Below are 26405 nucleotides of genomic sequence, written 5' to 3'. Positions count from 1 at the left end.
AGCACCCGTACCGAGGAGGGCGCCATGCCGCTGGCCGGGAAGATGGCGATCGTCCACGCCGGTTCCGGAGCGGTGGGGGCGACCGCGGCCCGCGCCTTCTCGCGCGAGGGCGCCGCCGACCGCCACGCCGACGCGGTGGCGGCCGCGGGCCACGGCATCGACCGAGCGCCCGGCCTACGGCGACGTGGCCAACGCCGCGGTCTTCGCCGCCTCCGACCGGACCCGCACCATGACCGCCACCGAGCTCAACCTCACCGGCGGCCTGGTACCGGACTGACGGCCCCGGGCCACAGCTGCTCAGGGTCGACCAACCACCCATCAACCACCCATCAACCGCCAACCAACCACCGACCAACACCCCGACCAACCCGCTCACCAGCAACGATGCCGGAGCCCGGCCCGCATATCCCCCCAATCCTCGTTGCATAAAAGTACCGAGAATTGTATAGTCATGCCACGACTGAGGGAGGGCCGATGGCCATACGAGCAGCAGTGGCGGGAGCGAGCGGATACGCGGGAGGAGAGCTCCTGCGCCTTCTGCTCGCCCACCCGCGGATCGAGATCGGAGCCCTGACCGGCCACTCCAACGCCGGGCAGCGGCTGGGCGCGCTCCAGCCCCATCTTGCACCGCTCGCCGAGCGCACGCTGGAGCCGACCACCGCCGAGGTGCTGGCCGGCCACGAGGTGGTCTTCCTCGCCCTGCCGCACGGCCAGTCCGCCGCCGTCGCCGAGCAGCTCGGCGAGGAGGTGCTGGTGGTCGACCTGGGCGCCGACTTCCGGCTGGCCGACGCCGCCGCCTGGGAGGCGTTCTACGGCTCCCCGCACGCCGGGACCTGGCCCTACGGGCTCCCCGAGCTGCCGGGCGCCCGTGCCGCGCTGGCAGGCTCCCAGCGCATCGCGGTGCCCGGTTGCTACCCCACCGCCGTCTCGCTCGCGCTCTTCCCCGCGTACGCGGCGGGGCTGGCCGAGCCCGAGGCGGTCGTCGTCGCCGCCTCCGGCACCTCCGGGGCGGGCAAGTCGCTCAAGCCGCATCTGCTGGGCGCCGAGGTCATGGGCTCCATGAGCCCGTACGGCGTCGGCGGCGGCCACCGGCACACCCCCGAGATGGCCCAGAACCTCTCCGCCGCGGCCGGGCAGCCGGTCACCGTCTCCTTCACCCCGACCCTCGCCCCGATGCCCCGCGGCATCCTCGCCACCTCCAGCGCCAAGGCCCGCCCCGGCACCACCGCCGACGAGCTGCGGGCCGCCTACGCCAAGGCCTACGCCGACGAGCCGTTCGTCCATCTGCTGCCCGAGGGCCAGTGGCCCGCCACCGGCGCGGTGTACGGCTCCAACACCGTCCAGGTGCAGGTCGCCCTCGACCCGGCCGCCGGGCGGATCATCGTGGTCAGCGCCATCGACAACCTCACCAAGGGCACCGCCGGCGGCGCGGTGCAGAGCATGAACATCGCCCTCGGATGGCCCGAGGAGACCGGACTTCCCAAGAACGGAGTGGCACCGTGAGCGTCACGGCAGCACAGGGGTTCCAGGCGGCGGGCATCGCCGCCGGGATCAAGGAGAACGGCAACCCGGACCTGGCCCTCGTGGTCAACACCGGGCCCCGCCGCGCCGCCGCCGGCGTGTTCACCGCCAACCGCGTCAAGGCCGCCCCCGTCCTCTGGTCCCAGCAGGTCCTCACGGCCGGCGAGCTGCGCGCGGTCGTCCTCAACTCCGGCGGAGCCAACGCCTGTACCGGCCCCCAGGGCTTCCAGGACACCCACGCCACCGCCGAGAAGGCCGCCGAGGTGCTCGGCGTCGGCGCCGGCGAGGTCGCGGTGGCCTCCACCGGGCTGATCGGCGTCACCCTGCCGATGGACAAGCTGCTCCCGGGCGTCGAGAAGGCCGCCGCCGAGCTGTCCGCGCACGGCGGCGAGAAGGCCGCCATCGCCATCAAGACCACCGACACCGTCCACAAGACCTCCGTGGCCACCCGGGACGGCTGGACGGTCGGCGGGATGGCCAAGGGCGCCGGCATGCTCGCCCCCGGCCTGGCCACCATGCTGGTGGTGCTCACCACCGACGCCGACCTGCCGGCCGCCGAGCTGGACCGGGCGCTGCGCGAGGCCACCCGGACCACCTTCGACCGGGTCGACTCCGACGGCTGCATGTCCACCAACGACACCGTGCTGCTGCTCGCCTCCGGCGCCTCCGGCACCACCCCCGGCTCCGAGGAGTTCGCCGAGGCGGTACGGGAGGTCTGCGCCGACCTCGGCCGCCAGCTGATCGGCGACGCCGAGGGCGCCTCCAAGGACATCCGCGTCGAGGTGGTCAACGCCGCCACCGAGGACGACGCCGTCGAGGTGGGCCGCTCCATCGCCCGCAACAACCTCCTCAAGTGCGCCCTGCACGGCGAGGACCCCAACTGGGGCCGGGTGCTCTCCGCGATCGGCACCACCTCCGCCGCCTTCGAGCCCGACCGGCTGAACGTCGCCATCAACGGCGTCTGGGTCTGCAAGAACGGCTCCGTCGGGGAGGACCGCAGCCTGGTGGACATGCGCTACCGGGAGATCGTGATCACCGCCGACCTGGCCGCCGGCGGGGCCTCAGCGGTCATCTGGACCAACGACCTCACCGCCGACTACGTCCACGAGAACAGCGCGTACAGCTCATGAGCGCCCGGAAGCACAACGCCCTGCCCAAGGCGCAGACCCTCATCGAGGCGCTGCCCTGGCTCACCCGCCACCGCGGCAAGACCGTCGTCGTCAAGTTCGGCGGCAACGCCATGGTCGACGAGGAGCTGAAGGCCGCCTTCGCCCAGGACGTCGTCTTCCTCCACCATGCCGGGCTCAAGCCGGTCGTGGTGCACGGCGGCGGCCCCCAGATCAACGCGGCGCTGGACCGGCACGGCCTGGTCAGCGAGTTCCGCGCCGGACTGCGGGTCACCACCCCCGAGGCGATGGACGTGGTCCGGATGGTGCTCGCCGGACAGGTCCAGCGCGAACTGGTCGGCCTGCTCAACCAGCACGGCCCGCTCGCCGTCGGCCTCACCGGCGAGGACGCCCGGACCATCACCGCGATCAAGCACCAGCCGCGTATCGAGGGCGAGCTGGTGGACATCGGCCGGGTCGGCGAGATCACCGCCACCGACACCGGCGCCATCGAAGCCCTGCTCGCCGACGGCCGCATCCCGGTCGTCTCCTCCATCGCCCGCTCCGAGGACGACCACCATGTCTACAACGTCAATGCTGATACGGCGGCTGCGGCACTCGCTGCGGCGCTGGGCGCCGAGACGCTGATGGTCCTCACCGACGTCGAAGGCCTCTACGAGGACTGGCCGAACAGCGACGAGGTGATCAGCAAGCTCACCGCCACCCAGCTGGAGAAGCTGCTGCCCGAGCTGTCCAGCGGCATGGTCCCCAAAATGGAGGGGTGTCTGCACGCCGTGCGCAACGGCGTCACCACCGCCCGGGTCATCGACGGCCGGGTCCCGCACTCCATCCTGCTGGAGATCTTCACCGACGAGGGCATCGGCACCATGGTGGTGCCCGACGCCACCGGCCCGACCCAGGGGGGACGCACCGCATGAGCGCCAACGACACACTCCAGCAGCGCTGGGACGCCTCGCTGATGAACAACTACGGCACGCCCCGGCTGCCCCTGGTGCGCGGCGAGGGCGCCACCGTCTGGGACGCCGACGGCACCGCGTACCTCGACTTCGTCGGCGGGATCGCGGTCAACGCCCTCGGCCACGCCCACCCCGCCGTGGTCCAGGCCGTCACCGCCCAGATCGGCGCCCTCGGCCATGTCTCCAACCTCTTCACCGCCGAGCCGACCGTCGCCCTCGCCGAGAAGCTCCTCCAGCTCGCCGGCCGCCCCGGCCGCGTCTACTTCTGCAACTCCGGCGCCGAGGCCAACGAGGCCGCCCTCAAGATCGGCCGGCTCACCGGCCGCACCCATATGGTCGCCACCGAGGGCGGCTTCCACGGCCGCACCATGGGCGCCCTCGCCCTCACCGGCCAGCCCGCCAAGCAAGGCCCCTTCCTCCCCCTCCCCGGTGACGTCACCCATGTCCCCTTCGGCGACACCGAGGCGCTGGCCGCCGCCGTCACCGAGGACACCGCCATGGTGATCATCGAGCCGATCCAGGGCGAGAACGGCGTGGTCGTCCCGCCCGCCGGCTACCTCAAGGCCGCCCGCGAGATCACCCGCGCCACCGGCACCCTGCTCGTCCTGGACGAGGTGCAGACCGGCATCGGCCGCTGCGGCCACTGGTTCGAGCACCAGGCGCACGGCGTCGACCCGGACCTCGTCACCCTCGCCAAGGGCCTCGGCGGCGGACTGCCCATCGGCGCCACCCTCGCCTTCGGCCCCGCCGCCGACCTGCTTGCCCCCGGCCAGCACGGCTCCACCTTCGGCGGTAACCCGGTCGCCTGCGCCGCCGGCCTCGCCGTCATCGACGTCCTCGCCACCGACGGCACCCTCGACCAGGTCAAGCGGATCGGCGAGCGGCTGCGCGACGGAATCGAGGCGCTCGGCCACCCGCTGGTCTCCCACGTCCGGGGCGCCGGGCTGCTGCTGGGTATCGTGCTCACCGAGCCCCTCGCCCCCCAGGTGCAGCAGGCGGCTCAGGACGCCGGCCTCCTGGTGAACGCGCCCGCCCCCGATGTGGTACGGCTGATGCCGCCGCTGACCATCGGCGACGAAGTCGTGGACGCCTTCCTATCCAGCCTGCCCGGCGTCCTGGACAGCGTGAGCGGAAAGGACGACACGGGGAAGTGAAGCGACCATGACCCAAGCCCAGGACACACAGGACACGCAGGACACCCAGGACACCGAGCACGGCGGCCCGTCCGTTCCGCAGACCCGCACCGCCCGCCACCGCCGGATCGTGGACATCCTCAACCGGCTGCCGGTGCGCTCCCAGAGCCAGCTCGCCAAGCTGCTCATGGACGACGGGCTGAGCGTCACCCAGGCGACGCTCTCCCGGGACCTCGACGAGCTGGGCGCGGTCAAGCTCCGCAACACCGGCGGTGAGCTGATCTACGCCGTGCCCAGCGAGGGCGGCTTCCGCACCCCGCAGGCCCCGCTCGGCGAGTCCGCCAAGGAGGAGCGGATGCGCCGCCTCTCCGGCGAACTCCTCATCTCCGCCGAGGCCTCCGCCAACCTGGTCGTCCTGCGCACCCCGCCCGGCGCCGCCCAGTTCCTCGCCTCCGCCATCGACCAGGCCGAGCTGAACGCCATCCTCGGCACCATCGCCGGCGACGACACCCTCCTCCTCATCTCCCGCGACCCGACGGGCGGCCAGGCCCTCGCCGACCATCTGCTGCGGCTGGCGCAGGGGGCGCGGTAGGAGAGTCCTGTACGGGGACGGGGCTTACGGCCCCGGCGGCGTTCAGCAGGCGGTCACCGGCGCCACCGACACCAGTCGCCCCTGCGGCACCGTCCGCACCCTCCGCTCGGCCCCTTCCCCGCTCCGTACCACCACCCCCTTCCCGTCCGCCTTCACCAGCTCCCCGCACACCTCGGCGGACGGCGTGGACACCCGCACCAGATGGCGGGCCGGTTCGGCGGCCGTCCACACCACCCCCGTAGCCGCCACCGCCAGCACCAGCCCCAGCAGGCAGCACCCCGCCGCCCACCGCAGCGCCCGCCGTACCCGCCCGATCTCCTCCCCGGTCCACGCCTTCAGCGTCTGCCCGCCCAGCAGGATGTCCTGACCGGGCCGCCCATGCGCCGCCCGCACCGCCAGCAGCGCACCCGCCACCAGCACCACGAACGCCGAACCCGCCAGCCCCATCGCCCAGCGCCCCGCCGCCTCCGGCAGCCCGGACAGCTGCTCCTGCCCCTTCACCACGGTCAGCACCGCCAGCAGCGCGGTCAGCCCGGTGAGCCCGGTCCGCCACCCCTCCGCCTGCCGGCGCAGCTCGGGCAACTGGCTGAACTCCAACTCCCGGGCCAACGCGGCCCACCGCCGGTCCGACTGCGCCGCACTCACGGCGTACCGCCCGCGACCGGCACCGCCCCGGCCCGCCAGCTCGCCCCGCACCCGACGAACGCGGTATCCGCCGGGAGGCCCGGGTGCGGATGGCGGCACTCGCAGAAGTGCACCTCCCGGCCGATGACGTCCGGTGCCGGGGCCGGCGCGGACTGCCGCCGCCAGGAGAACAGCCCGCCCTTGGTGCCCGTCCCCGGCAGCCCGAAGCCGTACTCGGTCGCCGTGGTCCCGAAGCACCGCGGGCACACCCCCGCGACGATGACCCCGCCCCCGGCCGCCGGCTGCTGGACGAACCCGGCGCGGTCCACCACCCCGACGTCCACCTCCGCGTACTCCAACGTGGTGGCGTGCTGCGGCACCTGGCTCATGTCCCCGTCCCCTCCTCCGGCAGCCGCAGCCCGAACAGGGCCGCGTACAACTCCAACCGCCCCCGTACCCATGCCTCGCTCTCCCCGACGGCCACCGCCGCGAACGCCAGCTCCGCCCCGGTCACCTCACCCTCCAGCGCGGGCAGCATCCCGTCCGCGTGCCGGGACAGCAGGATGAGGTCCTGCCAGAGCGGGAGGACGTCGGTGGTGGCCGGAGCGTCGAGGGAGGGGAGGGCGGGCGGCACGGCCTCGAACGGGAGGTACGGCTCGATGCGCCGCCAGGTGGTGGCGACCGGCTCGCCGAGGCGGGCGGCGACGCTGACCAGGTCGAGAGGGACGAGGGGGGAGCCGGGCGGGGAAGCGCGGTACTCGTTCTTCAGGGCGTGCTGGTCCCGCAGGTCGGGCCGGGTGTCGGGCAGGGCGGCGACCTCCGCCTCGGTCAGGACCGGCACGAGGGCGCCCAGCTCCCGGAAGGGCGCGAGGCGCCGGTAGACGCTGCGAGGGCCGCCGATCCTCGCGGCGACGTGCTCCACCAGGTCGGACGCGCCCACAGGTGCCCAGTCCGGCCCCCACGCCGGCGGGAACGTCGGCACCCGCAGCAGCACCCCGCCCGGATGGCGCCCGGGGCGGACCTCGGCCAGATGCCCGGGCAGGGGCGGCAGCGGGAGACCGGAACCGGCCAGCTCCCGTTCGGCGGTCTGCCACAGTTCGGCGAGTGACAGGTCGTCGGATGCCGCCGCGGCGTACAGGGCGGAGGCCGTGGGGGGCGTCAGGCCGTTCCCCAGGCCGAATTGCCGATGGCCGGTCAGCAGGTACCGGCCCGCCGGGCTCATGGCGATCCAGGCGTCCACGAAGGCCGCGGCCGCCTGGGTGTCCAGCCCGGCGTTCTCCAGTCGTTCCAGGGCCTCGGAGAGCAGGACCCACGCCCCGTGGTCAGGCCACGCCTCCACCACCGCCCGCACCGGCAGCGGACCGAAGGGCAGGTCCGGGCCGAACAACGTGTCGAGTTCTTCGAGCACGCTGGGAGCCAGCGGATCCCGCGGGGCGGCCCCGGCCCGGGAACGAGTCTCGTGGCGCAGGCCGAGCACACCGGCCCAGTGGGCGGCCTCCCGCTCGGCGGCGGACAGGTGGGTACGGCGGAGCGCGGCGAGCTTCACCGTCGCCCCCCAGGCCAGCTCCGTGTGCGGGTCCTCCGGTTCCAGCAGTGACCCTGCCAGCAGGCTCAGCAGTTCCTCGGGGACCTGGTTCCACCGCTGGACCGCCCCGGCGTCCGGAGCCGTCCAGCCGAGCCAGGCGAAGCCTGCCAGGTGCTCCACGACGCTCGCCGGGTCACGGTCCAGAGCGCGCGCGGCCCGCACGACGTCCCACGGCCACCGGACCGGGCGGAGCCGGTCACCGTCCCGCATGTAGAAGACCTGGTGGTCGGCCGGCGCGCAGACATGGTCTCGCATCCCCGGCGGCGGCACCGGCACGGGCGCCGCCAAGAAGGGCTGGTACCGCTGGAGCGCCTCGGCCAGCCGGCCCAGGGGCTGTGCCACCGACCAGGACGTCTGCACCAGGCCCCGTAGGTCGGTGGGATGGTGCGCGCAGAGGTCTGAGCCGGGCGACCGCTCGTAGGGCTCCGGGAACGAGGCCGTGCCGCCCAGTCCGATCATGAGGTGGTTGTCGAGCAGTGAGGGGCACCAGTCCGGATCCGCGGACCGCACCGGCGGCGGAGCCAGGTCCGGGTGTGCGACGCGCAGGGCGCGGGCAGTCCGCAGGACGTCGCCCACGGTGTCGCCCTGGGCGAAGGCCGCGCGCACGGCGTGGCGCCAGTCGGCGGTGACGTCGACCGCGGCAAGCCCCCACCCCGGGGCGGGCACCGGGTGACCGTCCGTGGAGGCGGGCGGGGGTGCTTCGCCTTCATACGGCTTCACGGCCAGGACCGCCTGCCGCCATGCGGAGGCGGGCCCTCGCGGGCGTCTGTGCATCTCCGGCAGGCGGGGCGTCCACCTGGGCTTGGCCCGTCGTCCGACCAACTCGCTGTCCCAGACGAAGCAGCCGATGGCGTCCAGGTCCCAGGCGTCCGGCGCCTGCTCCAGACCCGTCCGCACTCCCCGGCCCCGCAGACCTTCCCAGATCCGGCGGGTCAACGCCAGGTCTTCCGCCTCCATCATCCAGAGCCAGTCCATCCGCGTGCCCAGCCACCCCGCGAGCGCCCCGGTGCCCCGGGCCAGCTCCTCCATGGCCCAACCGCGGTCGTAGGAGTGCAGGGTGCCGCGATCCACGCTCAGCTCACCCGCGTACCGCCCGGTCAGGTTCAGGACGTAGCCGAAGGGCCGCTGGTCGGTGGCGATCCCGTCACAGAGGATCGCGCCCTGGCCGTTCACCCACCACAGCACCTCCGATGCGACCCGCGCCGAAGCCGCGCCGGCCGTCCGGTCGGACAGGTCCAGCCGCCCCGGCGCCCAGCTGTGCTCCCGTCCCGCCGCGTCCGCGGTCCGCAGCGCGAACTCGCAGACCCGCACCTGCTCCCGCAGCGTCTCCGTACACGACACCCCCACCCCCTCCCGCAGATACAGCCGCACCCGCGTCCCGCCCTCCGGCAGCCCCGCGTCCACCCCGCGCACCTCCCGGATGCGGAAGATGCTGCCGCTGCTCGCGATGTCCACCCGCAGGGCGTCCCGGGCCAGCGAGCCGTCGGCCGCCACCGGCCGGGTGAGTACCGTCATCTCCTCGGCGAGCATGAAGTAGCTGAACACCCCGATGCCGAAACGGCTGTTGGGATACAGCCGCAGCTCGCGGTCGTGCCGCAGCCAGGCCGCCTGCTCCCGCCGGAAGGCGCGCGAGTCCTCGAACCGGCGGCCCGCCCGGGTGAACGTGGAGCGCAGCTGCTCCACGTCCATGCCGACCCCGTTGTCCCCGCACTCCACGTACCGGCCGCGCTCGTCCCCGCCCTCGGTGAAGTCGATAGCCCCCGCCCAGTCGCCCGGGTGCCCGCCGCGCGAGCGGAGGTAGCGCCAGCGCATGGCCCGGTAGCGGCAGGCGTCCAGGGCGTTCTGGTACAGCTCCCGCAGCGCCAGCTCCGGTCTCCCGCCGTACAACTGCTCGCCCATCAGCAGCCGCCGCACCTCGGTCTGCGCCAATCGGAAGCGCAGCAGAGGCAGTCCGTACGCCTTGCCGCCGGAGCCGTCCACCGCCGGGCGAAGCCCGCGCCCGATGACCCGCCCCGGCAGGACCGCCAGCAGTGCGGCCTCCGGTGCGGAGAGCCGCCCGGCGTCTTCACGCAGCCGGGCCGCCCGCTCGTCGGCCCGCTCCACCGCCTCGGACAGGGCCGCGTGCAGTGCGGGATGCGGGCAGACGGCGTCCAGATCGAGCCCGTCGGGCCCCGCGTCCCAGGCCGCCGCCCGCACCACGTTGACGACGTCCCGGGGCAGTACGCCGTCGGCCACCGCCAAGTGCTCCGCGGCCACCTCCGGCAGGGCCCGGACGTCCAACGACAGCACCGCCGCCAGCCGCAGCAGCCCGGCCAGCGGGCGCAGCCGCAGCACCTGGGCCGCCCCGCAGCCGTCCACCCGGTAGCGGACCGGGGTCGACTCCGCCTCCGGGCAGCCCAGGCTCAGCGCCGCCGCCAGCACCGCCAGGTCACCGGCGAACTCCGCCGCCGGGCCGGACGCGTCCGGCCCGGCGGCCCCGAGCAGGGCGGCCGCCGCGGGCACCGCCTCCGACGTCGCGATCGGCACCTCGTCCGTCTCCAGCCGCTCGGCGATCCACCGGTGCACCAGCCACAGTTCCGCACCGCGCCGCTCCTCCGGCGACCGCCCCCGCCCCTCGGGCAGCTTGTCGGCGATCTCCGGATGGTGCTCCACCACCTGCTCGTACAGCTTGCGCCGCTCGTCCGCGCCGCTCACCCGCCCGGTCACCGAAGTCCCGATGTCCACCGCCTCGCTCAACCGCCGCGCCCACGCCGCCTCGTGCAGGAACGGGCTGACGATCAGCGCCGCGGCCTCCACGGCCGTCAACACCCCTTCCTTCGGCAGCAGCAGCGGCAGCCGGTCGCGCAACAGCCGGACGGGGAAGTCGTCGTCCGCCCATGGATCCGGCATCCGCTGCTGAGCCAGGTGGACCGTCCGCGCCGCCGCCTCCACCACCGGCCCGATCCGCTCCCGTAACCGGTCGGCCGTGTCCGCGTGTTCCGGGCGCACCCGGTCCCAGACCGGAGTGGCCGCCACCGCCTCCTGCCACGATTCCAGCAGCCGTCGCCCCTCGCAGACCACGGTGGCCCGGGTCTCCGGCTCCAGGTCGAGGCCGTAGCGCACCGCCGGGGTCTGGCGGTTGCCCGTCCGGCGCGCGAGGGCGCCGGTACGGGCCCTGACCGCCTCGTACACCTCGTCCAGCGTCCGCGCGGGCGTCATATCGCCGAAGGCGTGCGCGAGCGCCGAGGTGAAGTGGCTGCCGGCCGGGCCGTAGCCACAGCGTTCGCCCGGCCCGCAGCCGGTCAGCACCGCGTACTGGCCGCTCGGCCGACCGTGGTCCACCCGGCTGCCGAAGCCGTGCTCCGCATCAGCACCTGGTCCGACTCCGTCACGGCAGGCGTCGATCAGCCAGATCACCGTCCGCGCCCGGCAGGCAGCCAGATACGGGCTGATATCGGCGGGAAGCAGCGAGTCCCTGATGTACGGCAGATCCCAGTCGTCGCCCTCGCCCTGCGGGGCCCGGGCGTCGGCGGGCAGCAGATAGTCCGCCGAGCCGATGCGCACCCCATGGCCGGTGAAGTGCAGCAGCAGGGTGCCACCGGGCGGCATCGCCTCCGACAGCTCGTACAGCCGCTGGGTGATCTCGTTACGCGCGGGGTCGCGGAGGATCTCCACCTCGTACCCCGAACTCTGCAGCGAGGCGCCGAAGTTGTGCAGATCGGCCGTCACCGGCTCGTCCAGCGGCTCCAGCACACCGTCCGCCGCGGGCGCGCGGCCCACCCCGATCAGCAGCGCCCTGCGCACATCCCCCGCCATTCCGCCTCCCGTGGCCATGCTGCCACCGAAAGCGGCCCGGGAGGGCGAAGATCAGGCAATGTGAGGGGTGGGCGGCAACGGCAGCGGCAGCCCCGGCAGTCCGTCGATGCTGCTGGCGATGTGCTCCTTCTTCTCGAAGTAGCGGCTCAGCGAGTCGTCGTCCTCCCGGGCGAACCGCCGGGCGTGCAGGTCCCGGTCCTGCTCGTACGCCATGAACGGCACCGCATACCCGCAGCTGTCCCGCACCAGTTCGGCCGTCACCACGATGATCGCCCGCAGCCCGTGCCGCTCGGGGTCCACCCCGTCGAACCGGGCCAGCAGCTCCGGGAAGCGGGGGTCGTCGCGGAAGACCGGCTCACCCCGGCCGTGCACCCGCACAATGTTGGGCGGTCCCTGGAAGGCGCACCACATCAGGGTGATCCGGCCGTTCTCCCGCAGATGGGCCACCGTCTCGGAGTGGGAACCGGCGAAGTCCAGGTAGGCGACGGTGTGTTCGTCCAGTACGGCGAACGAGCCGGTGACCCCCTTGGGGGAGAGGTTCACCGTGCCGTCGCCGGCGAGCGGCGCGGTCGCGGTGAAGAAGATGGGCTGTGCCTCGATGAACTCCCGCAGCCGACCGTCGATACGTTCATATGTCTTTCCCATGGCCTCGATCCTCCCCCCTCCGCCCAGCCGCCCTCCAGCCCGGCGCACCCGACAGCTATCCGTGCTCGCGGAGCACCCGCGCCGCCCGCTCCCGCAGCTTGGGCAGCGGGTCGTCCGCCAGCCGCAGGGCGGCGGCCCGGCAGACGCCCGGCCGGCCCTGCGCCAGCAGCAACCGGAAGGCGGGTTGCCGCACCTGGCGGGGGAGTGCGGCGTCGACCCGGCCCAGCAACCAGTCCGGGTCCAGCCGAGAGGTGTACGGGAGCAGGGCCCGCACCGCCTCCCGGACGACCCCGGCCGCCGGGTCGTCCAGCAGCGCCCGCAGCCGCTCCACCTCGCCGCCGGTCGCGTCCAACAGCCGCAATCCGACGACCGCCCGGGCCCGCACGCCCGCCACGGGATGGTCCAGCAGCGGCCGCAGCAGTTCCGCGTCCCGCCGCTCCCCGCACTCCGCGAGCCCCAGCGGCGCCACCGGAGGCACGTGGCTCGCCCCGGCGACGCACCACTCCCGGTAGCGGAGGACCGGCTCCGCGCCCCCGGAGCGCAGCACATACCGCGCACAGGCGCGCACCAGCCCGGAGCGGTCCAGCAGATACGGCTCCGCCTCCACCACCCGGCCCGCCCGGCGCAGTGCGGTCACCCCGGCCGACCGCACCATGGGCAGCCGGGAGGCGAGCAGCGGTCCCAGCACCTCCCCGGGGGCGCCCTCGTCCATCACCGCCAGCGCCGCGTCCGCGCACAGGGTCCGGACGGCCTGGTCCGGGTGCTCGGCGGCGCTACGGGCGAACTCCGCCGGGCCGAGCAGCCGGCGCTCGGCGACCAGCCGCCAGGCGAACCGCCGCACCACCCGGTCCTCGCTGGACAGTAGCGGCGCCAAGACCTCATACGGGGCCGCGCGCAGCCGTTCCACCACCGCGTCCCGGACGTACACCCCCCGCTCACCCCGCGCCATCCGCAGCGCGACCGGCGCGAGCGCGGCCATCGCCTCCGCTGCCAAGCCGGTCTGCAACAGCCCCGCGAACAGCTCCCGGGCCCGTGCCCGCACCGGCGGTGCCCAGTCGGCGCACCGGATCACCAGCAGCGGCAGCAGCCGGCGGTCCCGCACCGCATGCGGCAGCGCGGCTTCGCGTATCCGGCCATCGTGGTGGCAGAGCAGCAGCTCGGGCCGCTCGGGCGGGGTGGCGGGGGTAGTGGACGCGGCCCGGCCCCGGTCCGCCGGTAGCTCCTCCCACGGCCGCCAGCGCACTTCGGCGTCCAGCGCGATCCAGCCCTCCGCGTCCCCGACGTCCGGCAGACGGCCGTCGGTAAGCGGGTCGGCAGGGGGCGCGGTGAGGAATCGGCGGGTCATGCGGGTCATACAGGGGAGGCTAGCCGCGCGGCGAGGCCGCCCGCGCCCCAATTTCCCGGGCCTGACCAGGCCGTTAGGCGCCCAAGCTATCCACACCCTTTCCCCATCCCCTTTGACAAACCATACGGAGGTCCGCATAGTTATACCCAACAGTGCATGCAATTCGTAAGGAGTAAGCCGTGACCGAGCGCGTCGTACTCGCCTACTCGGGCGGACTGGACACCTCCGTCGCCATCGGCTGGATCGCCGAGGAGACGGGCGCCGAGGTCGTCGCCGTCGCCGTGGACGTCGGCCAGGGTGGCGAGGACCTGGACGTCATCCGCAAGCGCGCGCTCGCCTGCGGCGCGGTGGAGGCCGAGGTCGCGGACGCCCGGGACGAGTTCGCCGAGGAGTACTGCCTCCCGGCGATCAAGGCCAACGCGCTCTACATGGACCGCTATCCGCTGGTCTCGGCGCTCTCCCGGCCCGCCATCGTCAAGCACCTGGTCGCCGCCGCCCACAAGCACGGCGCCACCACCGTCGCCCACGGCTGCACCGGCAAGGGCAACGACCAGGTGCGGTTCGAGGCCGGTATCCAGGCCCTCGGCCCCGATCTGCGGTGCATCGCCCCGGTCCGGGACTACGCGATGACCCGGGACAAGGCCATCGCCTTCGCCGAGAAGGCCGGGCTGCCCATCGCCACCAGCAAGAAGTCCCCGTACTCCATCGACCAGAACGTCTTCGGCCGGGCCGTGGAGACCGGCTTCCTGGAGGACATCTGGAACGCGCCGATCGAGGACGTCTACGAGTACACCGCCAACCCCGCCACCCCGCGCGAGCCCGACGAGGTCGTGATCACCTTCAAGGCGGGCGTCCCGGTGGCGATCGACGGCACGCCCGTCACCGTCCTCCAGGCCATCCAGCAGCTCAACGAGCGCGCGGGGGCCCAGGGCGTCGGACGGATCGACATGGTCGAGGACCGGCTGGTCGGCATCAAGTCCCGGGAGGTGTACGAGGCGCCCGGCGCCCTCGCGCTGATCACCGCCCACCAGGAGCTGGAGAACGTCACCGTCGAGCGCGAGCTGGCCCGCTACAAGCGGCAGGTCGAGCAGCGCTGGGGCGAGCTGGTCTATGACGGCCTCTGGTTCTCGCCGCTGAAGCGCGCCCTGGACGGCTTCGTCAACGAGGCGAACCAGCATGTCTCCGGGGACATCAGGATGACCTTGCACGGCGGCCGCGCGGTGGTCACCGGCCGCCGGTCCGAGGAGTCGCTGTACGACTTCAACCTCGCCACCTACGACTCCGGCGACACCTTCGACCAGTCCAAGGCGCAGGGCTTCATCGACATCTTCGCCCTCTCCTCGAAGATCGCCGCCAAGCGCGACCTGGTCTGACGGCCGTCCCGCCCGTCCGGGCCGGGCCGGGCACGCGCGTGACCCGGCCCCCGCCCCGCTCGTTCGACCACCGCCATCACCATCACGACCACCGCCCGCACCACGCGTACCACCGACGAGGAGCAACAGCAGTGAGCAGCAACACCGGTGACGTCCGGCTCTGGGGCGGCCGTTTCGCCGACGGTCCCGCCGAGGCCCTGGCCAAGCTGTCGGCGTCCGTGCACTTCGACTGGCGCCTGGCGCCGTACGACATCGCCGGCTCCCGCGCTCACGCCCGGGTGCTGCACGGGGCCGGGCTGCTCACCGCCGACGAGCTGGCCCGCATGATCGACGGTCTCGACCGGCTGGAGGCGGACGTGGCCGACGGCTCCTTCACCGGCACCATCGCCGACGAGGACGTCCACACCGCCCTGGAGCGCGGGCTGCTGGAGCGGCTCGGCCCCGACCTGGGCGGCAAGCTGCGGGCCGGCCGCTCGCGCAACGACCAGGTCGCCACCCTCTTCCGGATGTACCTGCGCGACCACGCCCGGATCATCGGCGGGCTGATCGCCGATCTCCAGGATGCTCTGGTCGGCCTGGCCGAGGCGCACCCGGACACCGCGATGCCCGGCCGCACCCACCTCCAGCACGCCCAGCCGGTGCTCTTCGCCCACCATGTGCTCGCCCATGTCCAGGCGCTCTCCCGGGACGCCGAGCGGCTGCGCCAGTGGGACAAGCGGACCGCCGTCTCCCCGTACGGCTCCGGCGCCCTGGCCGGGTCCTCGCTCGGGCTCGACCCGGGCGCGGTCGCCCGCGACCTGGGCTTCGAGAACGGCAGCGCGGCCAACTCCATCGACGGCACCGCCTCGCGCGACTTCGCCGCCGAGTTCGCCTTCATCACCGCGATGATCGGCGTCAACCTCTCCCGGATCGCGGAGGAGGTCATCATCTGGAACACGAAGGAGTTCTCCTTCGTCACCCTGCACGACGCCTTCTCCACCGGCTCCTCGATCATGCCGCAGAAGAAGAACCCGGACATCGCCGAGCTGGCCCGGGGCAAGTCCGGCCGCCTCATCGGCAACCTCACCGGGCTGCTCGCCACCCTCAAGGCGCTGCCGCTCGCCTACAACCGCGACCTCCAGGAGGACAAGGAGCCGGTCTTCGACTCCTGCGACCAGCTGGAGGTGCTGCTGCCGGCCCTCACCGGCATGATGGCGACCCTCACCGTCCACCGGGAGCGGATGGAGGAGCTGGCCCCGGCGGGCTTCTCGCTCGCCACCGACATCGCCGAGTGGCTGGTGAAGCAGGGCGTGCCGTTCCGGGTCGCCCACGAGGTGGCCGGCGAGTGCGTCAAGGAGTGCGAGGCCGCCGGGATCGAGCTGGACGAGCTCACCGACGAGCAGTTCGCCAAGATCTCCGAGCACCTCACCCCGGAGGTCCGCACCGTCCTGGACGTCCCCGGCGCCCTCGCCTCCCGGGACGGCCGCGGCGGCACCGCCCCCTCCGCGGTGGCCGCCCAGCTCGCCGAGGTCAAGGCCGACCTGGTCATCCAGCACGCCTGGGCGGACGCCAGGAAGCCCGTCGGCTGAGCCCCAGGGCCTCCACTCACCGAAGGCGCCGCCGTCCGGAACCCCCCGGACGGCGGCGCCTTTCGCTGCCCGCCACCGGGAACATCAGTCCTCAGCCTTCCCTCCTCTCGTGAGACATGAGAACCGCTTATGAGACATCAATGTCTCATTCGATGTATGCTTGTCTCATGACTGTCGACCGTGAGCAGGCGCTGCGCACCGCCGCCGCCCTCCTGACCCGCAAGGCGACCGCCACCATGGACGAGGTCGCCCGGGCCGCGGGCATCGGCCGCGCCACCCTGCACCGGCACTTCGCCGGGCGGGACGCCCTGGTCCGGGCGCTGGAGGCACTGGGCCTCCAGGAGTGCGAGGCGGCCGTGGCGGCCGCCCGGCTGGACGAGGACTCCGCCGAGCAGGCGCTGCGCCGGCTGATCGCCGAGGTGGAGCCGGTGAGCGGACTGCTCGCCTTCCTGGTCACCGAGAACCAGCTCTTCGAGGGCGAGCAGGTCAACGAGGGCTGGGCCAGGATCGACGCCGCGGTCGCCGCCCTGTTCCGGCGGGGCCAGGAGCGCGGCGAGTTCCGGATCGACCTCACCCCCGCCTGGCTGACCGAGGCCTTCTACGGACTGGTCGGCAGCTGCGCCTGGGCCGTCCAGGACGGCCGGGTCGCCGGCAAGGACTTCCCATACATGATCGCCGAGCTGCTGCTCGGCGGAGCGCGCAGGAGCGTGGAGAAATGACCCGTACCGACCGGCTCACCGCGGAAGCGGAGACCGTCCGCAGCCCGGGCCGCTGGCTGGCACTGGCCGTACTCGTGCTGGCCGTACTGCTGGTGGCGGTGGACGCCACCGTGCTGGGGCTGGCGACGCCGTTCCTCAGCGAGGACCTTGAGCCCACCGGCACCCAGCTGCTGTGGATCGGTGACGTCTACTCGTTCGTCATCGCCGGACTGCTGGTCTCCATGGGCAGCCTCGGCGACCGCATCGGCCGCAAGAAGCTGCTGCTCGTCGGCGCCACCGCGTTCGGCGCGGTCTCCGTGCTCAACGCGTACGCCACCACCCCCGAGATGATGATCGTCGCCCGGGCGCTGCTCGGCGTGGCCGGTGCCACCCTGATGCCGTCCACCCTGGCGCTCATCCGCAACCTCTTCCACGACCCGCGCGAGCGCAGCCTGGCGATCGGCATCTGGGGCGCCATGGCCTCGGCCGGCGCGGCCGTCGGCCCGGTCGTCGGCGGCTTCCTGCTGGAGCACTTCTGGTGGGGCTCGGTCTTCCTGATCAACCTGCCCGTGATGGTGGTGCTGGTGGTCGTCGGCGCCAAGTTCATCCCGGAGTCCAAGAACCCGGCCCCCGGACCCTGGGACCTGCCGAGCGTGGGGCTCTCGCTGGTCGGCATGATCGGCGTGGTGTACGCGATCAAGGAGCTGGCCGCGTACGGGTTCCGGCCGGACGCCGCCGCGGCGGCCGTGCTGGGCCTCACCGCGCTGATCTGGTTCGCCCGGCGGCAGCTGAAGCTCCCCGCGCCGCTGCTCGATGTGCGGCTCTTCCACCACCGGGGCTTCTCCGGCGCGGTCCTCGCCGACCTGCTGACCATCCTCGGGCTGTCCGGTCTGGTGTTCTTCCTGTCCCAGTTCCTCCAGCTGGTGCAGGACCGCCGACCGCTGGAGGCGGGCCTGGCCGAACTGCCCGCCGCCATCGGCGCCGTGACCGCCGGTCTGATCGCCGGTGCCGTCGCCCGGCGCTTCTCGGTCCGCGCGGTGGTCGCGGGCGGGCTCGCCGCCGTCGGCCTGGCGCTGGCGGTGCTCACCACGCTCGACCGGGAGACCGGCTACCCGGCGCTCGGCGCCAGCCTGCTGGTGGTCGGCGTCGGCGCGGGCTTCGCGTTCACCGTCACCGCCGACGTCATCCTCTCCACGGTGCCCAAGGAGCAGGCCGGGGCCGCCTCCGCGGTCTCCGAGACGGCGTACGAGCTCGGCGCGGCCCTGGGCATCGCCCTGCTCGGCTCCATCGTGACCGGCGTCTACCGGGGCTTCCCCACCCCGTCGGGCGTCCCGGCCGAGGCCAAGGCCGCGGCCCATGAGTCGCTGGGCGGTGCGGTGGAGGCCTCCTCGGCGCTGCCGCCGGCCACCGGTGACGCCCTGGTCACCGCCGCGCAGGACTCCTTCGTACACGGACTGCACCTGGCCTCCGGCGCCGGCGCGGCCGTCCTGCTGGCCGCCGCGGTCGCCGCCTGGTTCCTGCTGAAGGGCCAGAAGCTGGAAGAGGGCGTCGAGCACCCCTGAGACCACCACGACGCCGCCCCCGCACCCTGACGTCAGGGTGCGGGGGCGGCGCCTTCGTGTGCGTACCGGCGCTACGCGGCCTTCGCCTTGGTGGCGTACATGTCCACGTACTCCTGCCCCGACAGCCGCAGCACCTCGGCCATCACCGAGTCGGTCACCGCCCGCAGCACATAGCGGTCGCGGTCCATGCCCTCGTAGCGGGAGAACTCCATCGGCTCCCCGAAGCGGACCGTCACCCGGCCCGGCCGGGGCAGCCCCGCGCCGCCCGGCTGGAGCTTGTCGGTGCCGATCACCGCGAAGGGCACCACCGGGGCACCGGTCATCAGCGTCAGCCGGGCGACGCCGGTGCGGCCGCGGTACAGCCGGCCGTCCGGGGAGCGGGTGCCCTCGGGGTAGATGGCGAACACCCGCCCCTCCTCCAGGATGCGGCGGCCCGTCATCAGCGCGGCGACCCCGCCGTTGGCGCCGTCCCGGTCCACCGGGACCATGCCCGAGCCGGTGAAGAACCAGGCCATCAGCCGGCCCTTCAGCCCCGTGCCGGTCACATACTCGTCCTTGCCGATGAAGCTGACCTGGCGCTCGCAGACCACCGACAGCACCATCGAGTCGATGAACGTCAGATGGTTGCCCGCCAGCAGCACCGGTCCGGTGCCCGGGATGTTCTCCATCCCCTCCAGACGCGTGCGGAACCACAGCCGCAGAACCGGGCCGAGCACTGCCTTGAAGACGGCGAAGCGGGACAACGAGTCCTCCGAATAGTGAGCCGGTGTGCGGTTCAGGACGATACTCGCGGGTCACCCCCGGTCGCACCTCGGGTTGACGCAGCCGAAACGCGATATTGACCCGGCCGTGGCTGTACCCGCCGCGCGCACCACCGCGCTTACCCGCGACCCGCGGGGGACCACCCAGCGTTTTCCCGCCGTTCGCTCCGGGGTCCCCGCCCGTGTATCCGACCGGGCCGACCACCCCCTAGGTTCGGACCGTCACCGCATCCGTACCGCGATTCCGGTGATGGTGACGGTGACGGTGAGAGTGACCGAGAACGGCGGACGGGCCGCGAGCCCCCGGACGAAGGAGAACCCCATGACCCAGGGCGAGCGGCGCGGACCCGGCCGACGGACCATGATCGGCGCGGCCGTGCTCGGCTCGGCCGCCCTCACCGCCACCGCGGCGGCCGGCACCGCCCAGGCCCGCACCGGCGGCCACGGCTCCGGCGCCAGGCTGCCGGTCCCGGCGGTCATCGCCCACCGCGGCGCCAGCGGCCACCGGCCCGAGCACACCCTCGGCTCCTACCAGCTCGCCCTGGACATGGGCGCCGACATCATCGAGCAGGACCTCGTCCCCACCCGGGACGGCCATCTGGTCTGCCGCCACGAGAACGACATCACCGGCACCACCGACATCGCCGACCGCCCCGAGTTCGCCTCCCTGCGCACCACCAAGACCGTCGACGGGGTCAAGCTGACCGGCTGGTTCACCGAGGACCTCACCCTCGCCGAGCTGAAGACCCTGCGGGCCAAGGAGCGCATCCCGGCCGTCCGCCAGGAGAACACCCTCTACGACGGCCGCTGGACCGTGCCCACCTTCGCCGAGGTGCTGCGCTGGGCCGACCGCGAGGGCCGCCGCCGCGGCCGCCCGGTCTGGCTGCACGCCGAGACCAAGCACCCCACCTACTTCCGGAAGCTCGGCCTCGGCCTGGAGGAGCCGCTCGCCGCGCTGCTGCGCCGCCACGGCCGGCACCGCGCCGACGCGCCGATGTTCCTCCAGTCCTTCGAGCCCACCAGCATCCAGCGGCTCGCCCGGCTGGTCTCCACTCCCAGGGTGGTGCTGCTCTCCGACGCGAAGTCCCGCCCCTGGGACTTCACCGAGTCCGGCGACCCGCGCACCGTCGCCGACCTGATCACCCCGGCCGGGCTGAAGGAGATCGCCCGCTACGCCCAGGGCATCGGCCCCACCCTCGACCTGATCATCCCGCGTACCGCCGACGGCCGCCTGGGCCGCCCCACCACCCTGGTGCGGGACGCGCACGCCCGGGGCCTGGTCCTCCACCCGTACACCCTGCGCAACGAGAACAGCTTCCTGCCCGCCGACTTCCGCCGGGGCACCGACCCGAACGCCTACGGGGACGCCTTCGGCGCCTACCGGGCCTACTTCGCCACCGGCATCGACGGCATCTTCACCGACCAGCCGGACACCGGGCTGCTGGCCGCCGCCGACCACCGGGACGCCCGCGACTGACCCCCGCTACGGCCGCCGCGCCTCCGGCCCACCGAGGAAGTCACCGCTCCCCACCCCCGTATACCGACAATTCGCAGGGGAGTCGGCTATCTCACAGTGATCTTCCAGGTCGAAGCGTTCCGGTGACCTGGGATCACTGAGCAGAATGCTCCCGACAGAGGTTGCCGCAGCCCCACTTCGGGAAGGGTGCGGTAGACCGACAGGGCGCATCAGGTGAGCCGGAGGCATGCACACATGGGCATGAGCGTGACCATCCAAGCGGCGGACGAGCGGGACGTCGAGCAGATCCTCAAGCTGCAGTACCTGTGCTACCAGAGCGAGGCCGAGCTGTACGGCGACTACGGCATCGAGCCGCTCACCCAGTCCCTCGACGACCTGCGGGCCGAACTCGCCCGCGGCCACGCGCTGGTGGCGCGCCTCGGCGACGAGGTCATCGCCTCCGTACGCGGGGAGCTGGACGAGACGGGCACGGCCAGGATCGCCAAGCTGATCGTCCACCCCCGGCTGCGCCGGCACGGCCTCGGCGGGCGGCTGCTGGACGCCATCGAGCGGCGGTTCGCCGAGGACGCGGCCTCCGCCGCCAAGCGCTTCCAGCTGTTCACCGGCCACCGCAGCGACGGCAACCTCCGCCTCTACCGCAAGAAGGGGTACGCGGCGGTCGGCACCGAGCAGATCGGGCCCCGGCTCACCGTGGTCACCCTGGAGAAGGCGGCCTGACCGCCGTACGGGAGCGGGCGGCCTGACCGCCGTATGAGAGCAGGCGGCCCGAAGCCGGCCGCCCGTCCACCCCGCTCAGGCGGCCCGGGTCCTGCGCAGCCAGGCGATGCCCGTCACCGGCAGCAGCACCGGGATGAACAGATAGCCCATCCCGTACTCCGACCAGACCGAGGAGTCGGGGAAGGCGCCCGGGTCCGCCAGCGTCCACGTCCCCACCGCCAGCACGCCCACCAGCTCGGCGGCGCAGCACACCAGCGCCGCCCGGCGGGCCGTCTCCCCGCCGCGTACCAGGGTGTAGGTGATGAAGCAGTAGACGACGGCCGCCACCATGGACAGCGAGTAGGGCAGCGGCGCGTGCGCGAACTTGGTCGCCACCTCGTAGACCGAACGGGACACCGAGCCGACCGACATCACCCCGTACAGCCACACCAGCAGGATGCCGGGGCCCTTCACCAGCCGGTTGCCGCCGGCGGCCTCCGGCACGTCCCGCCGCTCCTCGGTCCGCTCACCCATCTCAGCCCACCGTCCAGATGTCGTGCAGCCGCACTTCCAGCACCGCCAGGACCACCCCGCCGGCGGCGACCACCGCCGAACCCCAGCGGCTCCGCTCCACCAGCGACATGAAGCCGGCCGCCGGGATCGCCAGGAACGCCCCGACCAGGTACGACACGAAGATCGCCGTACCCTCCTCGGCCTCGGCCCCCTGCGCCAGCCGCACCACGCCCACCACCAGCTGCGCCAGCGCCAGCACCGTCACCACGGCCATGCCGATGAAGTGCCAGTCCTTGGTGGGCTGGTCCCGGAAGGCGGCGAAACCGCACCAGGCGGCCAGGGCGAGCGCGGCCGCCGAGAGGGCGACCGTCAGGGCGACGAGCATGCGCCCGAGACTATTACGGACCCGGGGCCACTCCCTGACCGCCCCCGGGCTACGACGGACCCGGGCCACCCCCTGAAAGCCCCCCGACCGCCCCCCGACCGCCCCCGGGACGGCGGTCCACGGCTGGTGCCCCGCCCCCCGGGACGGCGGCCCGCTCACCAGCCCCCAGCCCCGGCCCCCGGTGGCCCCGCCGCCCGCCCGGCAACCGTAGGGTCGATGACCATGACCTTCCACGCCCAGGCACTCCTGTTCGACAACGACGGCACCCTTGTCTCCACCCTGGAATCCGTCCGCCGCTGCTGGACCCGGTGGGCCCGGGAGTACGGGGTGTCCGCCGAGGACTTCGCCCGGGTGGAGCTGCACGGCCGCCCCGCCGTCGAGATCATCGCCGAGCTGCTGCCCGCCGAGCGGGTCGCCGGGGCGCTGGCCCGGATCGAGGAGCTGGAGGTCGAGGACGTACCCGGCGGGGTGGAGCTGCTGCCCGGCACCAAGGACCTGCTCGGCGCGCTGCCCGAGGGGCGCTGGGCGGTGGTCACCTCCGCCACCCGTCCGCTCGCCGACGCCCGGCTGCGCGAGGTGGGCATAGCGCCGCCCGTGCTGGTGTGCGCCGAGGACGTCACCCGGGGCAAACCCGACCCGGAGCCCTATCTGCTGGCCGCCGCCCGGCTCGGCGTCGACCCGGCCGCCTGCGTGGTCTTCGAGGACGCCCCCGCCGGACTGGCCGCGGGCCGGGCGGCCGGGATGCGGACCGTGGCCTTGGCCACAACCCACCGCCGCGAGGAGCTGTCCGCGGACGCCGTCACCACCGACCTCTCCGGGGTGTCCGTGCAGGTCAGCGCCGGGGGAGTGGAGGTCTCCACTCACCCCTGACCGAGCCCGCCCCGTCCACATGGCGCGACAATGAAGTCCGCTATTCGGACAGACTTCCGGGCTCCGAATCCCCTTCTGCTTTACTGGCGCCCATGACCACGACGAGCAACCGCACCCCTGCGACCGAGGCGACCCTGACGCCCGGTGCTCGTTGTATGTGTCGAATGTGCGCCTTCTGAGGGCCCCTGCCTGAGCCTCGCGCCCCGAAGCGAGTGCCCTGCCACCCCACCCGCACCGCCGCCCGTCCGCCACCATCCGGCGGGCCGCGCCGGCCCCGCGCACGCGCCGCCCCGGCCACCCCGCCGCGATCAGCCGTGCCACGTCGGACCGACGAATGCCCCGTGCCCGGCACCATCCGCGCCGCGCACTCGACAGTGACGGAAACCCTGTGATCACCACCAAGGGCCTGACCAAGGTCTACCAGTCGCGAGGCCGCCAGGTCACCGCTCTGGACGGCGTCGACCTCCATGTCCGCGAGGGCGAGGTCTTCGGCGTCATCGGCCAGAGCGGCGCCGGCAAGTCCTCCCTCATCCGCTGCGTCAACCTGCTGGAGCGCCCCACCTCCGGCACCGTGACCGTGGACGGCACCGACCTCACCGCCCTGGCCGGTCGCGGCCGCCGCCCGAACAAGGACCTGCGGGCCGCCCGCAGCCGGATCGGGATGGTCTTCCAGCACTTCAACCTGCTGTCCTCGCGCACCGTCCGGGACAACGTCGAACTGCCCCTGGAGATCCTCGGCGTCTCCGGCGCCGAACGCACCCGCCGCGCGCTGGAACTCCTCGACCTGGTCGGCCTCGCCGACAAGGCCAAGGCCTACCCCGCCCAGCTCTCCGGCGGCCAGAAGCAGCGCGTCGGCATCGCCCGCGCCCTGGCCGGCAACCCCAAGGTGCTGCTCTCCGACGAGGCCACCAGCGCCCTGGACCCCGAGACCACCCGCTCCATCCTCCAGCTGCTGCGCGACCTCAACCGGCAGCTCGGGCTGACCGTGCTGCTGATCACCCACGAGATGGACGTCGTCAAGACCGTCTGCGACTCCGCCGCGCTGATGGAGCACGGCAAGGTCGTGGAGACCGGCACCCTCGCCGACCTGCTCGCCACCCCCGGCTCCCAGCTGGCCCGCGAGCTGTTCCCGGTCACCGGCGACGCCTCCGGCCCGGACAGCACCGTCATCGACGTCACCTTCCACGGGGAGACCGCCACCCAGCCGGTCATCTCCCAGCTGTCGCGCACCTACAACATCGACATCTCCATCCTCGGCGCCGCCATGGACACCATCGGCGGCCGCCAGGTCGGCAGGATGCGGATCGAACTGCCCGGCCGCTACGAGGAGAACGTCGTCCCCGTCGGCTTCCTGCGCGAGCAGGGACTCCAGGTCGACATCGTGCCCGCCGGCGACACCGAGACCGCCACCCCCGCCCCGGTCACCGAAACCCTGGTCAAGGAGGCCGCCAAGTGAGCTGGTCCCAGATGCAGCCCCTGCTGACCCAGGGCACCATCGACACCCTCTACATGGTCCTGTGGGCCACCGTCGTCTCGGTCCTCGGCGGACTGCCGCTCGGCATCCTGCTGGTCCTCACCGACAAGGGCGGGCTGCTGCAGAACCGCCCGGTCAACAAGGTCGTCGGCGTGATCGTGAACATCGGCCGCTCGCTGCCGTTCATCATCCTGCTGATCGCGCTGATCCCGTTCACCAAGCTGGTCGTCGGCACCTTCATCGGCCCCACCGCGATGATCGTGCCGCTCGCCATCGGCGCCATCCCGTTCTTCGCCCGCCTGGTCGAGACCGCGATCCGCGAGGTGGACCACGGACTGGTCGAGGCCGTGCAGTCGATGGGCGGCTCCGTCCCCACCATCATCCGCAAGGTGCTGCTCCCGCAGGCCCTGCCGTCCCTGGTCGCCGGTACCACCACCACCGTGATCGTCCTCGTCGGCTACTCGGCGATGGCCGGCGCGGTCGGCGGCGAAGGCCTCGGTTCCAAGGCCGTCACCTACGGCTACCAGCGCTTCGACACCGCGTTCATGCTGGTCACCGTCGCCGTGCTGATCGTCCTGGTCACCCTCGCCCAGCTGATCGGCGACGGCGTGATCCGGCTGCTGGCCCGCCGCGGCCGCACCGCGAGCTGACCCGCCCCGGGCGCCCCGCACACCTCCCTCCCCAGCCCGCACTCCTTGTCCGGGCGCAGTCCGCACCACCCTGAAAGAGGCACTCTTCGTGCGCAAGAACACCACCTCCCTGGCCGCCTTCGCCGGCATCACCGTCCTCGCCCTCGGCCTCACCGCCTGCGGCACCGCCTCCGACCCGTCCTCCTCCACCGACGGGGCCAAGGCCGACCCGAACAAGCCGCTGGTCGTCGCGGCCTCCCCGACGCCGCACGCCGACATCCTGAACTACGTCAAGGACAACCTGGCGGAGAAGGCCGGACTCAAGCTGGAGGTGAAGGAGTTCACCGACTACGTCCTGCCCAACACCGCCACCGACGAGGGCCAGGTCGACGCCAACTACTTCCAGCACAAGCCGTACCTGGACGACTTCAACAAGAAGCAGGGCACCCACATCGTGCCCGTCGTCAACGTCCACCTGGAGCCCCTGGCCCTCTACTCCAAGAAGGTCAAGGACATCAAGGGCCTCAAGGCCGGCCAGTCCATCGCCATCCCCAACGACACCACCAACGGCGGCCGCGCCCTCAAGCTGCTCGCCGACAACGGGGTGATCACCCTCAAGGCCGGCGTCGGTTCCAACGCCACCCTCTCCGACGTCACCGACAAGAAGGGGCTGGAGTTCAAGGAGCTGGAGGCCGCCACCGTGCCCCGCGCCCTCAACGACGTGGACGCCGCGGTCGTCAACGGCAACTACGCCATCGAGGCCAAGCTCAGCCCCGCCAAGGACGCCATCGCCTCCGAGAAGACCGAAGGCAACCCCTACGCCAACTTCCTCGCCGTGAAGAAGGGCAACGAGAAGGACCCGCGGGTGCAGAAGCTCGCCAAGCTCCTCAACTCGCCCGAGGTGAAGAAGTACATCGAGGACAGCCACCAGGACGGCGCCGTCGTCCCGGCCTTCGGCGCGGTCAAGTAACCCCCGCCGAAACGCACCCGGGTGCCCGAGGGCAGGGGGAAGAAGCGATGACCGGAACCGACCCGACGACCGCGAGATTCGAACAGCAGCGTGCGCGGCTCCGCTC

At 72.9% G+C, this 26405-nt stretch carries 23 protein-coding genes; 15 read left to right on the top strand and 8 right to left on the bottom strand.

The window, feature by feature from the left end; all coding sequences use genetic code 11:
* Window positions 1–474 precede the first annotated feature (474 nt).
* Genes argC through ABZ945_RS24375 form a run of 5 tightly spaced genes read left to right on the top strand, consistent with a single transcriptional unit; the run spans window position 475 to window position 5329 of the window.
* Window positions 475–1503, top strand: coding sequence for an N-acetyl-gamma-glutamyl-phosphate reductase (gene argC, locus ABZ945_RS24395; protein WP_361273231.1), 1029 nt, complete (start codon window positions 475–477; stop codon window positions 1501–1503).
* Window positions 1500–2651: a bifunctional glutamate N-acetyltransferase/amino-acid acetyltransferase ArgJ gene (gene argJ / locus ABZ945_RS24390; RefSeq protein WP_361273228.1), complete on the top strand. Its 1152-nt coding sequence runs from the start codon at window positions 1500–1502 to the stop codon at window positions 2649–2651. The genes argC and argJ overlap by 4 nt, the downstream gene beginning before the upstream one ends.
* Window positions 2648–3565: an acetylglutamate kinase gene (argB, locus tag ABZ945_RS24385; RefSeq protein WP_361273225.1), complete on the top strand. Its 918-nt coding sequence runs from the start codon at window positions 2648–2650 to the stop codon at window positions 3563–3565. Before argJ ends, argB begins: the two co-directional genes overlap by 4 nt.
* Window positions 3562–4758, top strand: a complete 1197-nt coding sequence (locus ABZ945_RS24380; RefSeq protein ID WP_361273222.1) for an acetylornithine transaminase — start codon at window positions 3562–3564, stop codon at window positions 4756–4758. Before argB ends, ABZ945_RS24380 begins: the two co-directional genes overlap by 4 nt.
* Before the next feature lie 7 nt (window positions 4759–4765).
* A complete protein-coding gene (locus ABZ945_RS24375; protein WP_361273219.1) occupies window positions 4766–5329 on the top strand; it encodes an arginine repressor in 564 nt (187 codons plus the stop codon).
* A gap of 42 nt (window positions 5330–5371) precedes the next feature.
* Here ABZ945_RS24375 and ABZ945_RS24370 read toward each other — a convergent pair whose 3' ends face one another.
* Genes ABZ945_RS24370 through ABZ945_RS24350 form a run of 5 tightly spaced genes read right to left on the bottom strand, consistent with a single transcriptional unit; the run spans window position 5372 to window position 13332 of the window.
* Window positions 5372–5974 (bottom strand): hypothetical protein, encoded by a 603-nt coding sequence (locus ABZ945_RS24370; RefSeq protein ID WP_361273217.1) that lies wholly within the window; start codon window positions 5972–5974, stop codon window positions 5372–5374.
* On the bottom strand, window positions 5971–6342 hold the full coding sequence (locus ABZ945_RS24365) for a hypothetical protein (RefSeq protein WP_361273214.1): 372 nt from the start codon (window positions 6340–6342) through the stop codon (window positions 5971–5973). The genes ABZ945_RS24370 and ABZ945_RS24365 overlap by 4 nt, the downstream gene beginning before the upstream one ends.
* Complete coding sequence (locus ABZ945_RS24360; RefSeq protein ID WP_361273212.1) at window positions 6339–11351, bottom strand: caspase family protein; 5013 nt, start codon at window positions 11349–11351, stop codon at window positions 6339–6341. The genes ABZ945_RS24365 and ABZ945_RS24360 overlap by 4 nt, the downstream gene beginning before the upstream one ends.
* A gap of 33 nt (window positions 11352–11384) precedes the next feature.
* Window positions 11385–11978, bottom strand: a complete 594-nt coding sequence (locus ABZ945_RS24355) for a pyridoxamine 5'-phosphate oxidase family protein (RefSeq protein ID WP_361273210.1) — start codon at window positions 11976–11978, stop codon at window positions 11385–11387.
* A 55-nt stretch (window positions 11979–12033) separates the two neighbouring features.
* Complete coding sequence (locus tag ABZ945_RS24350) at window positions 12034–13332, bottom strand: hypothetical protein (RefSeq protein ID WP_361273207.1); 1299 nt, start codon at window positions 13330–13332, stop codon at window positions 12034–12036.
* Between the two features lie 170 nt (window positions 13333–13502).
* On the opposite strand from ABZ945_RS24350, the gene ABZ945_RS24345 reads away from it, so the two are divergent.
* From ABZ945_RS24345 to ABZ945_RS24330, 4 genes are all read left to right on the top strand, one after another.
* The gene (locus ABZ945_RS24345; RefSeq protein ID WP_361273204.1) at window positions 13503–14696 is read left to right on the top strand and encodes an argininosuccinate synthase; all 1194 of its coding nucleotides are present in this window, start codon (window positions 13503–13505) and stop codon (window positions 14694–14696) included.
* Between the two features lie 131 nt (window positions 14697–14827).
* Window positions 14828–16264 carry an argininosuccinate lyase gene (gene argH / locus ABZ945_RS24340; protein WP_361273201.1) on the top strand — a complete coding sequence of 479 codons (1437 nt, stop codon included), beginning with the start codon at window positions 14828–14830 and terminating at the stop codon, window positions 16262–16264.
* Window positions 16265–16431: 167 nt separating this feature from the next.
* Window positions 16432–16983 carry a helix-turn-helix domain-containing protein gene (locus ABZ945_RS24335; protein WP_361273199.1) on the top strand — a complete coding sequence of 184 codons (552 nt, stop codon included), beginning with the start codon at window positions 16432–16434 and terminating at the stop codon, window positions 16981–16983.
* Complete coding sequence (locus ABZ945_RS24330; protein WP_361273196.1) at window positions 16980–18524, top strand: MFS transporter; 1545 nt, start codon at window positions 16980–16982, stop codon at window positions 18522–18524. Before ABZ945_RS24335 ends, ABZ945_RS24330 begins: the two co-directional genes overlap by 4 nt.
* A gap of 71 nt (window positions 18525–18595) precedes the next feature.
* On the opposite strand, the gene ABZ945_RS24325 is transcribed toward ABZ945_RS24330, so the two are convergent.
* On the bottom strand, window positions 18596–19303 hold the full coding sequence (locus ABZ945_RS24325; protein ID WP_361273338.1) for a lysophospholipid acyltransferase family protein: 708 nt from the start codon (window positions 19301–19303) through the stop codon (window positions 18596–18598).
* A gap of 304 nt (window positions 19304–19607) precedes the next feature.
* Here ABZ945_RS24325 and ABZ945_RS24320 point away from each other — a divergent pair, with 304 nt between their 5' ends.
* Both ABZ945_RS24320 and ABZ945_RS24315 read left to right on the top strand, forming a co-directional pair.
* The gene (locus tag ABZ945_RS24320) at window positions 19608–20762 is read left to right on the top strand and encodes a glycerophosphodiester phosphodiesterase (RefSeq protein ID WP_361273193.1); all 1155 of its coding nucleotides are present in this window, start codon (window positions 19608–19610) and stop codon (window positions 20760–20762) included.
* A 234-nt stretch (window positions 20763–20996) separates the two neighbouring features.
* A complete protein-coding gene (locus ABZ945_RS24315) occupies window positions 20997–21479 on the top strand; it encodes a GNAT family N-acetyltransferase (RefSeq protein WP_361273190.1) in 483 nt (160 codons plus the stop codon).
* A gap of 75 nt (window positions 21480–21554) precedes the next feature.
* On the opposite strand, the gene ABZ945_RS24310 is transcribed toward ABZ945_RS24315, so the two are convergent.
* Both ABZ945_RS24310 and ABZ945_RS24305 read right to left on the bottom strand, forming a co-directional pair.
* Window positions 21555–21992 carry a hypothetical protein gene (locus ABZ945_RS24310; protein WP_361273187.1) on the bottom strand — a complete coding sequence of 146 codons (438 nt, stop codon included), beginning with the start codon at window positions 21990–21992 and terminating at the stop codon, window positions 21555–21557.
* A gap of 1 nt (window position 21993) precedes the next feature.
* Window positions 21994–22356, bottom strand: a complete 363-nt coding sequence (locus ABZ945_RS24305; RefSeq protein ID WP_361273184.1) for a hypothetical protein — start codon at window positions 22354–22356, stop codon at window positions 21994–21996.
* A 222-nt stretch (window positions 22357–22578) separates the two neighbouring features.
* Between ABZ945_RS24305 and ABZ945_RS24300 the strand changes: the two genes are divergently transcribed.
* The 4 genes from ABZ945_RS24300 to ABZ945_RS24285 all read left to right on the top strand — a co-directional run bounded on the left by ABZ945_RS24300 (window position 22579) and on the right by ABZ945_RS24285 (window position 26299).
* The gene (locus ABZ945_RS24300) at window positions 22579–23226 is read left to right on the top strand and encodes an HAD-IA family hydrolase (protein ID WP_361273336.1); all 648 of its coding nucleotides are present in this window, start codon (window positions 22579–22581) and stop codon (window positions 23224–23226) included.
* A gap of 388 nt (window positions 23227–23614) precedes the next feature.
* The gene (locus tag ABZ945_RS24295) at window positions 23615–24682 is read left to right on the top strand and encodes an ATP-binding cassette domain-containing protein (RefSeq protein ID WP_361273182.1); all 1068 of its coding nucleotides are present in this window, start codon (window positions 23615–23617) and stop codon (window positions 24680–24682) included.
* Window positions 24679–25350, top strand: coding sequence for a methionine ABC transporter permease (locus tag ABZ945_RS24290; protein WP_361273179.1), 672 nt, complete (start codon window positions 24679–24681; stop codon window positions 25348–25350). The genes ABZ945_RS24295 and ABZ945_RS24290 overlap by 4 nt, the downstream gene beginning before the upstream one ends.
* A gap of 88 nt (window positions 25351–25438) precedes the next feature.
* Entirely contained in the window at window positions 25439–26299 is an 861-nt protein-coding gene (locus ABZ945_RS24285; protein ID WP_361273177.1) for a MetQ/NlpA family ABC transporter substrate-binding protein, read from the top strand.
* Window positions 26300–26405 lie beyond the last annotated feature (106 nt).

This window comes from Streptomyces sp. NPDC046887 (genome assembly GCF_040644755.1).
In the GTDB taxonomy this organism is placed as follows: domain Bacteria; phylum Actinomycetota; class Actinomycetes; order Streptomycetales; family Streptomycetaceae; genus Streptomyces; species Streptomyces lichenis.
The sequence above is the reverse complement of the archived record's forward strand: the minus strand, read 5'-3'. Positions and strand labels throughout refer to the sequence as shown.

Excerpts from the sequence above, each read along its gene's own strand:
- argC (WP_361273231.1), top strand. The coding sequence starts at position 475 with ATGGCCATACGAGCAGCAGTGGCGGGAGCGAGCGGATACGCGGGAGGA.
- argB (WP_361273225.1), top strand. The coding sequence starts at position 2,648 with ATGAGCGCCCGGAAGCACAACGCCCTGCCCAAGGCGCAGACCCTCATC.
- ABZ945_RS24380 (WP_361273222.1), top strand. The coding sequence starts at position 3,562 with ATGAGCGCCAACGACACACTCCAGCAGCGCTGGGACGCCTCGCTGATG.
- ABZ945_RS24375 (WP_361273219.1), top strand. The coding sequence starts at position 4,766 with ATGACCCAAGCCCAGGACACACAGGACACGCAGGACACCCAGGACACC.
- ABZ945_RS24365 (WP_361273214.1), bottom strand. The coding sequence starts at position 6,342 with ATGAGCCAGGTGCCGCAGCACGCCACCACGTTGGAGTACGCGGAGGTG.
- ABZ945_RS24360 (WP_361273212.1), bottom strand. The coding sequence starts at position 11,351 with ATGGCCACGGGAGGCGGAATGGCGGGGGATGTGCGCAGGGCGCTGCTG.
- ABZ945_RS24355 (WP_361273210.1), bottom strand. The coding sequence starts at position 11,978 with ATGGGAAAGACATATGAACGTATCGACGGTCGGCTGCGGGAGTTCATC.
- ABZ945_RS24350 (WP_361273207.1), bottom strand. The coding sequence starts at position 13,332 with ATGACCCGCATGACCCGCCGATTCCTCACCGCGCCCCCTGCCGACCCG.
- ABZ945_RS24335 (WP_361273199.1), top strand. The coding sequence starts at position 16,432 with ATGACTGTCGACCGTGAGCAGGCGCTGCGCACCGCCGCCGCCCTCCTG.
- ABZ945_RS24330 (WP_361273196.1), top strand. The coding sequence starts at position 16,980 with ATGACCCGTACCGACCGGCTCACCGCGGAAGCGGAGACCGTCCGCAGC.
- ABZ945_RS24320 (WP_361273193.1), top strand. The coding sequence starts at position 19,608 with ATGACCCAGGGCGAGCGGCGCGGACCCGGCCGACGGACCATGATCGGC.
- ABZ945_RS24315 (WP_361273190.1), top strand. The coding sequence starts at position 20,997 with ATGGGCATGAGCGTGACCATCCAAGCGGCGGACGAGCGGGACGTCGAG.
- ABZ945_RS24310 (WP_361273187.1), bottom strand. The coding sequence starts at position 21,992 with ATGGGTGAGCGGACCGAGGAGCGGCGGGACGTGCCGGAGGCCGCCGGC.
- ABZ945_RS24305 (WP_361273184.1), bottom strand. The coding sequence starts at position 22,356 with ATGCTCGTCGCCCTGACGGTCGCCCTCTCGGCGGCCGCGCTCGCCCTG.
- ABZ945_RS24300 (WP_361273336.1), top strand. The coding sequence starts at position 22,579 with ATGACCTTCCACGCCCAGGCACTCCTGTTCGACAACGACGGCACCCTT.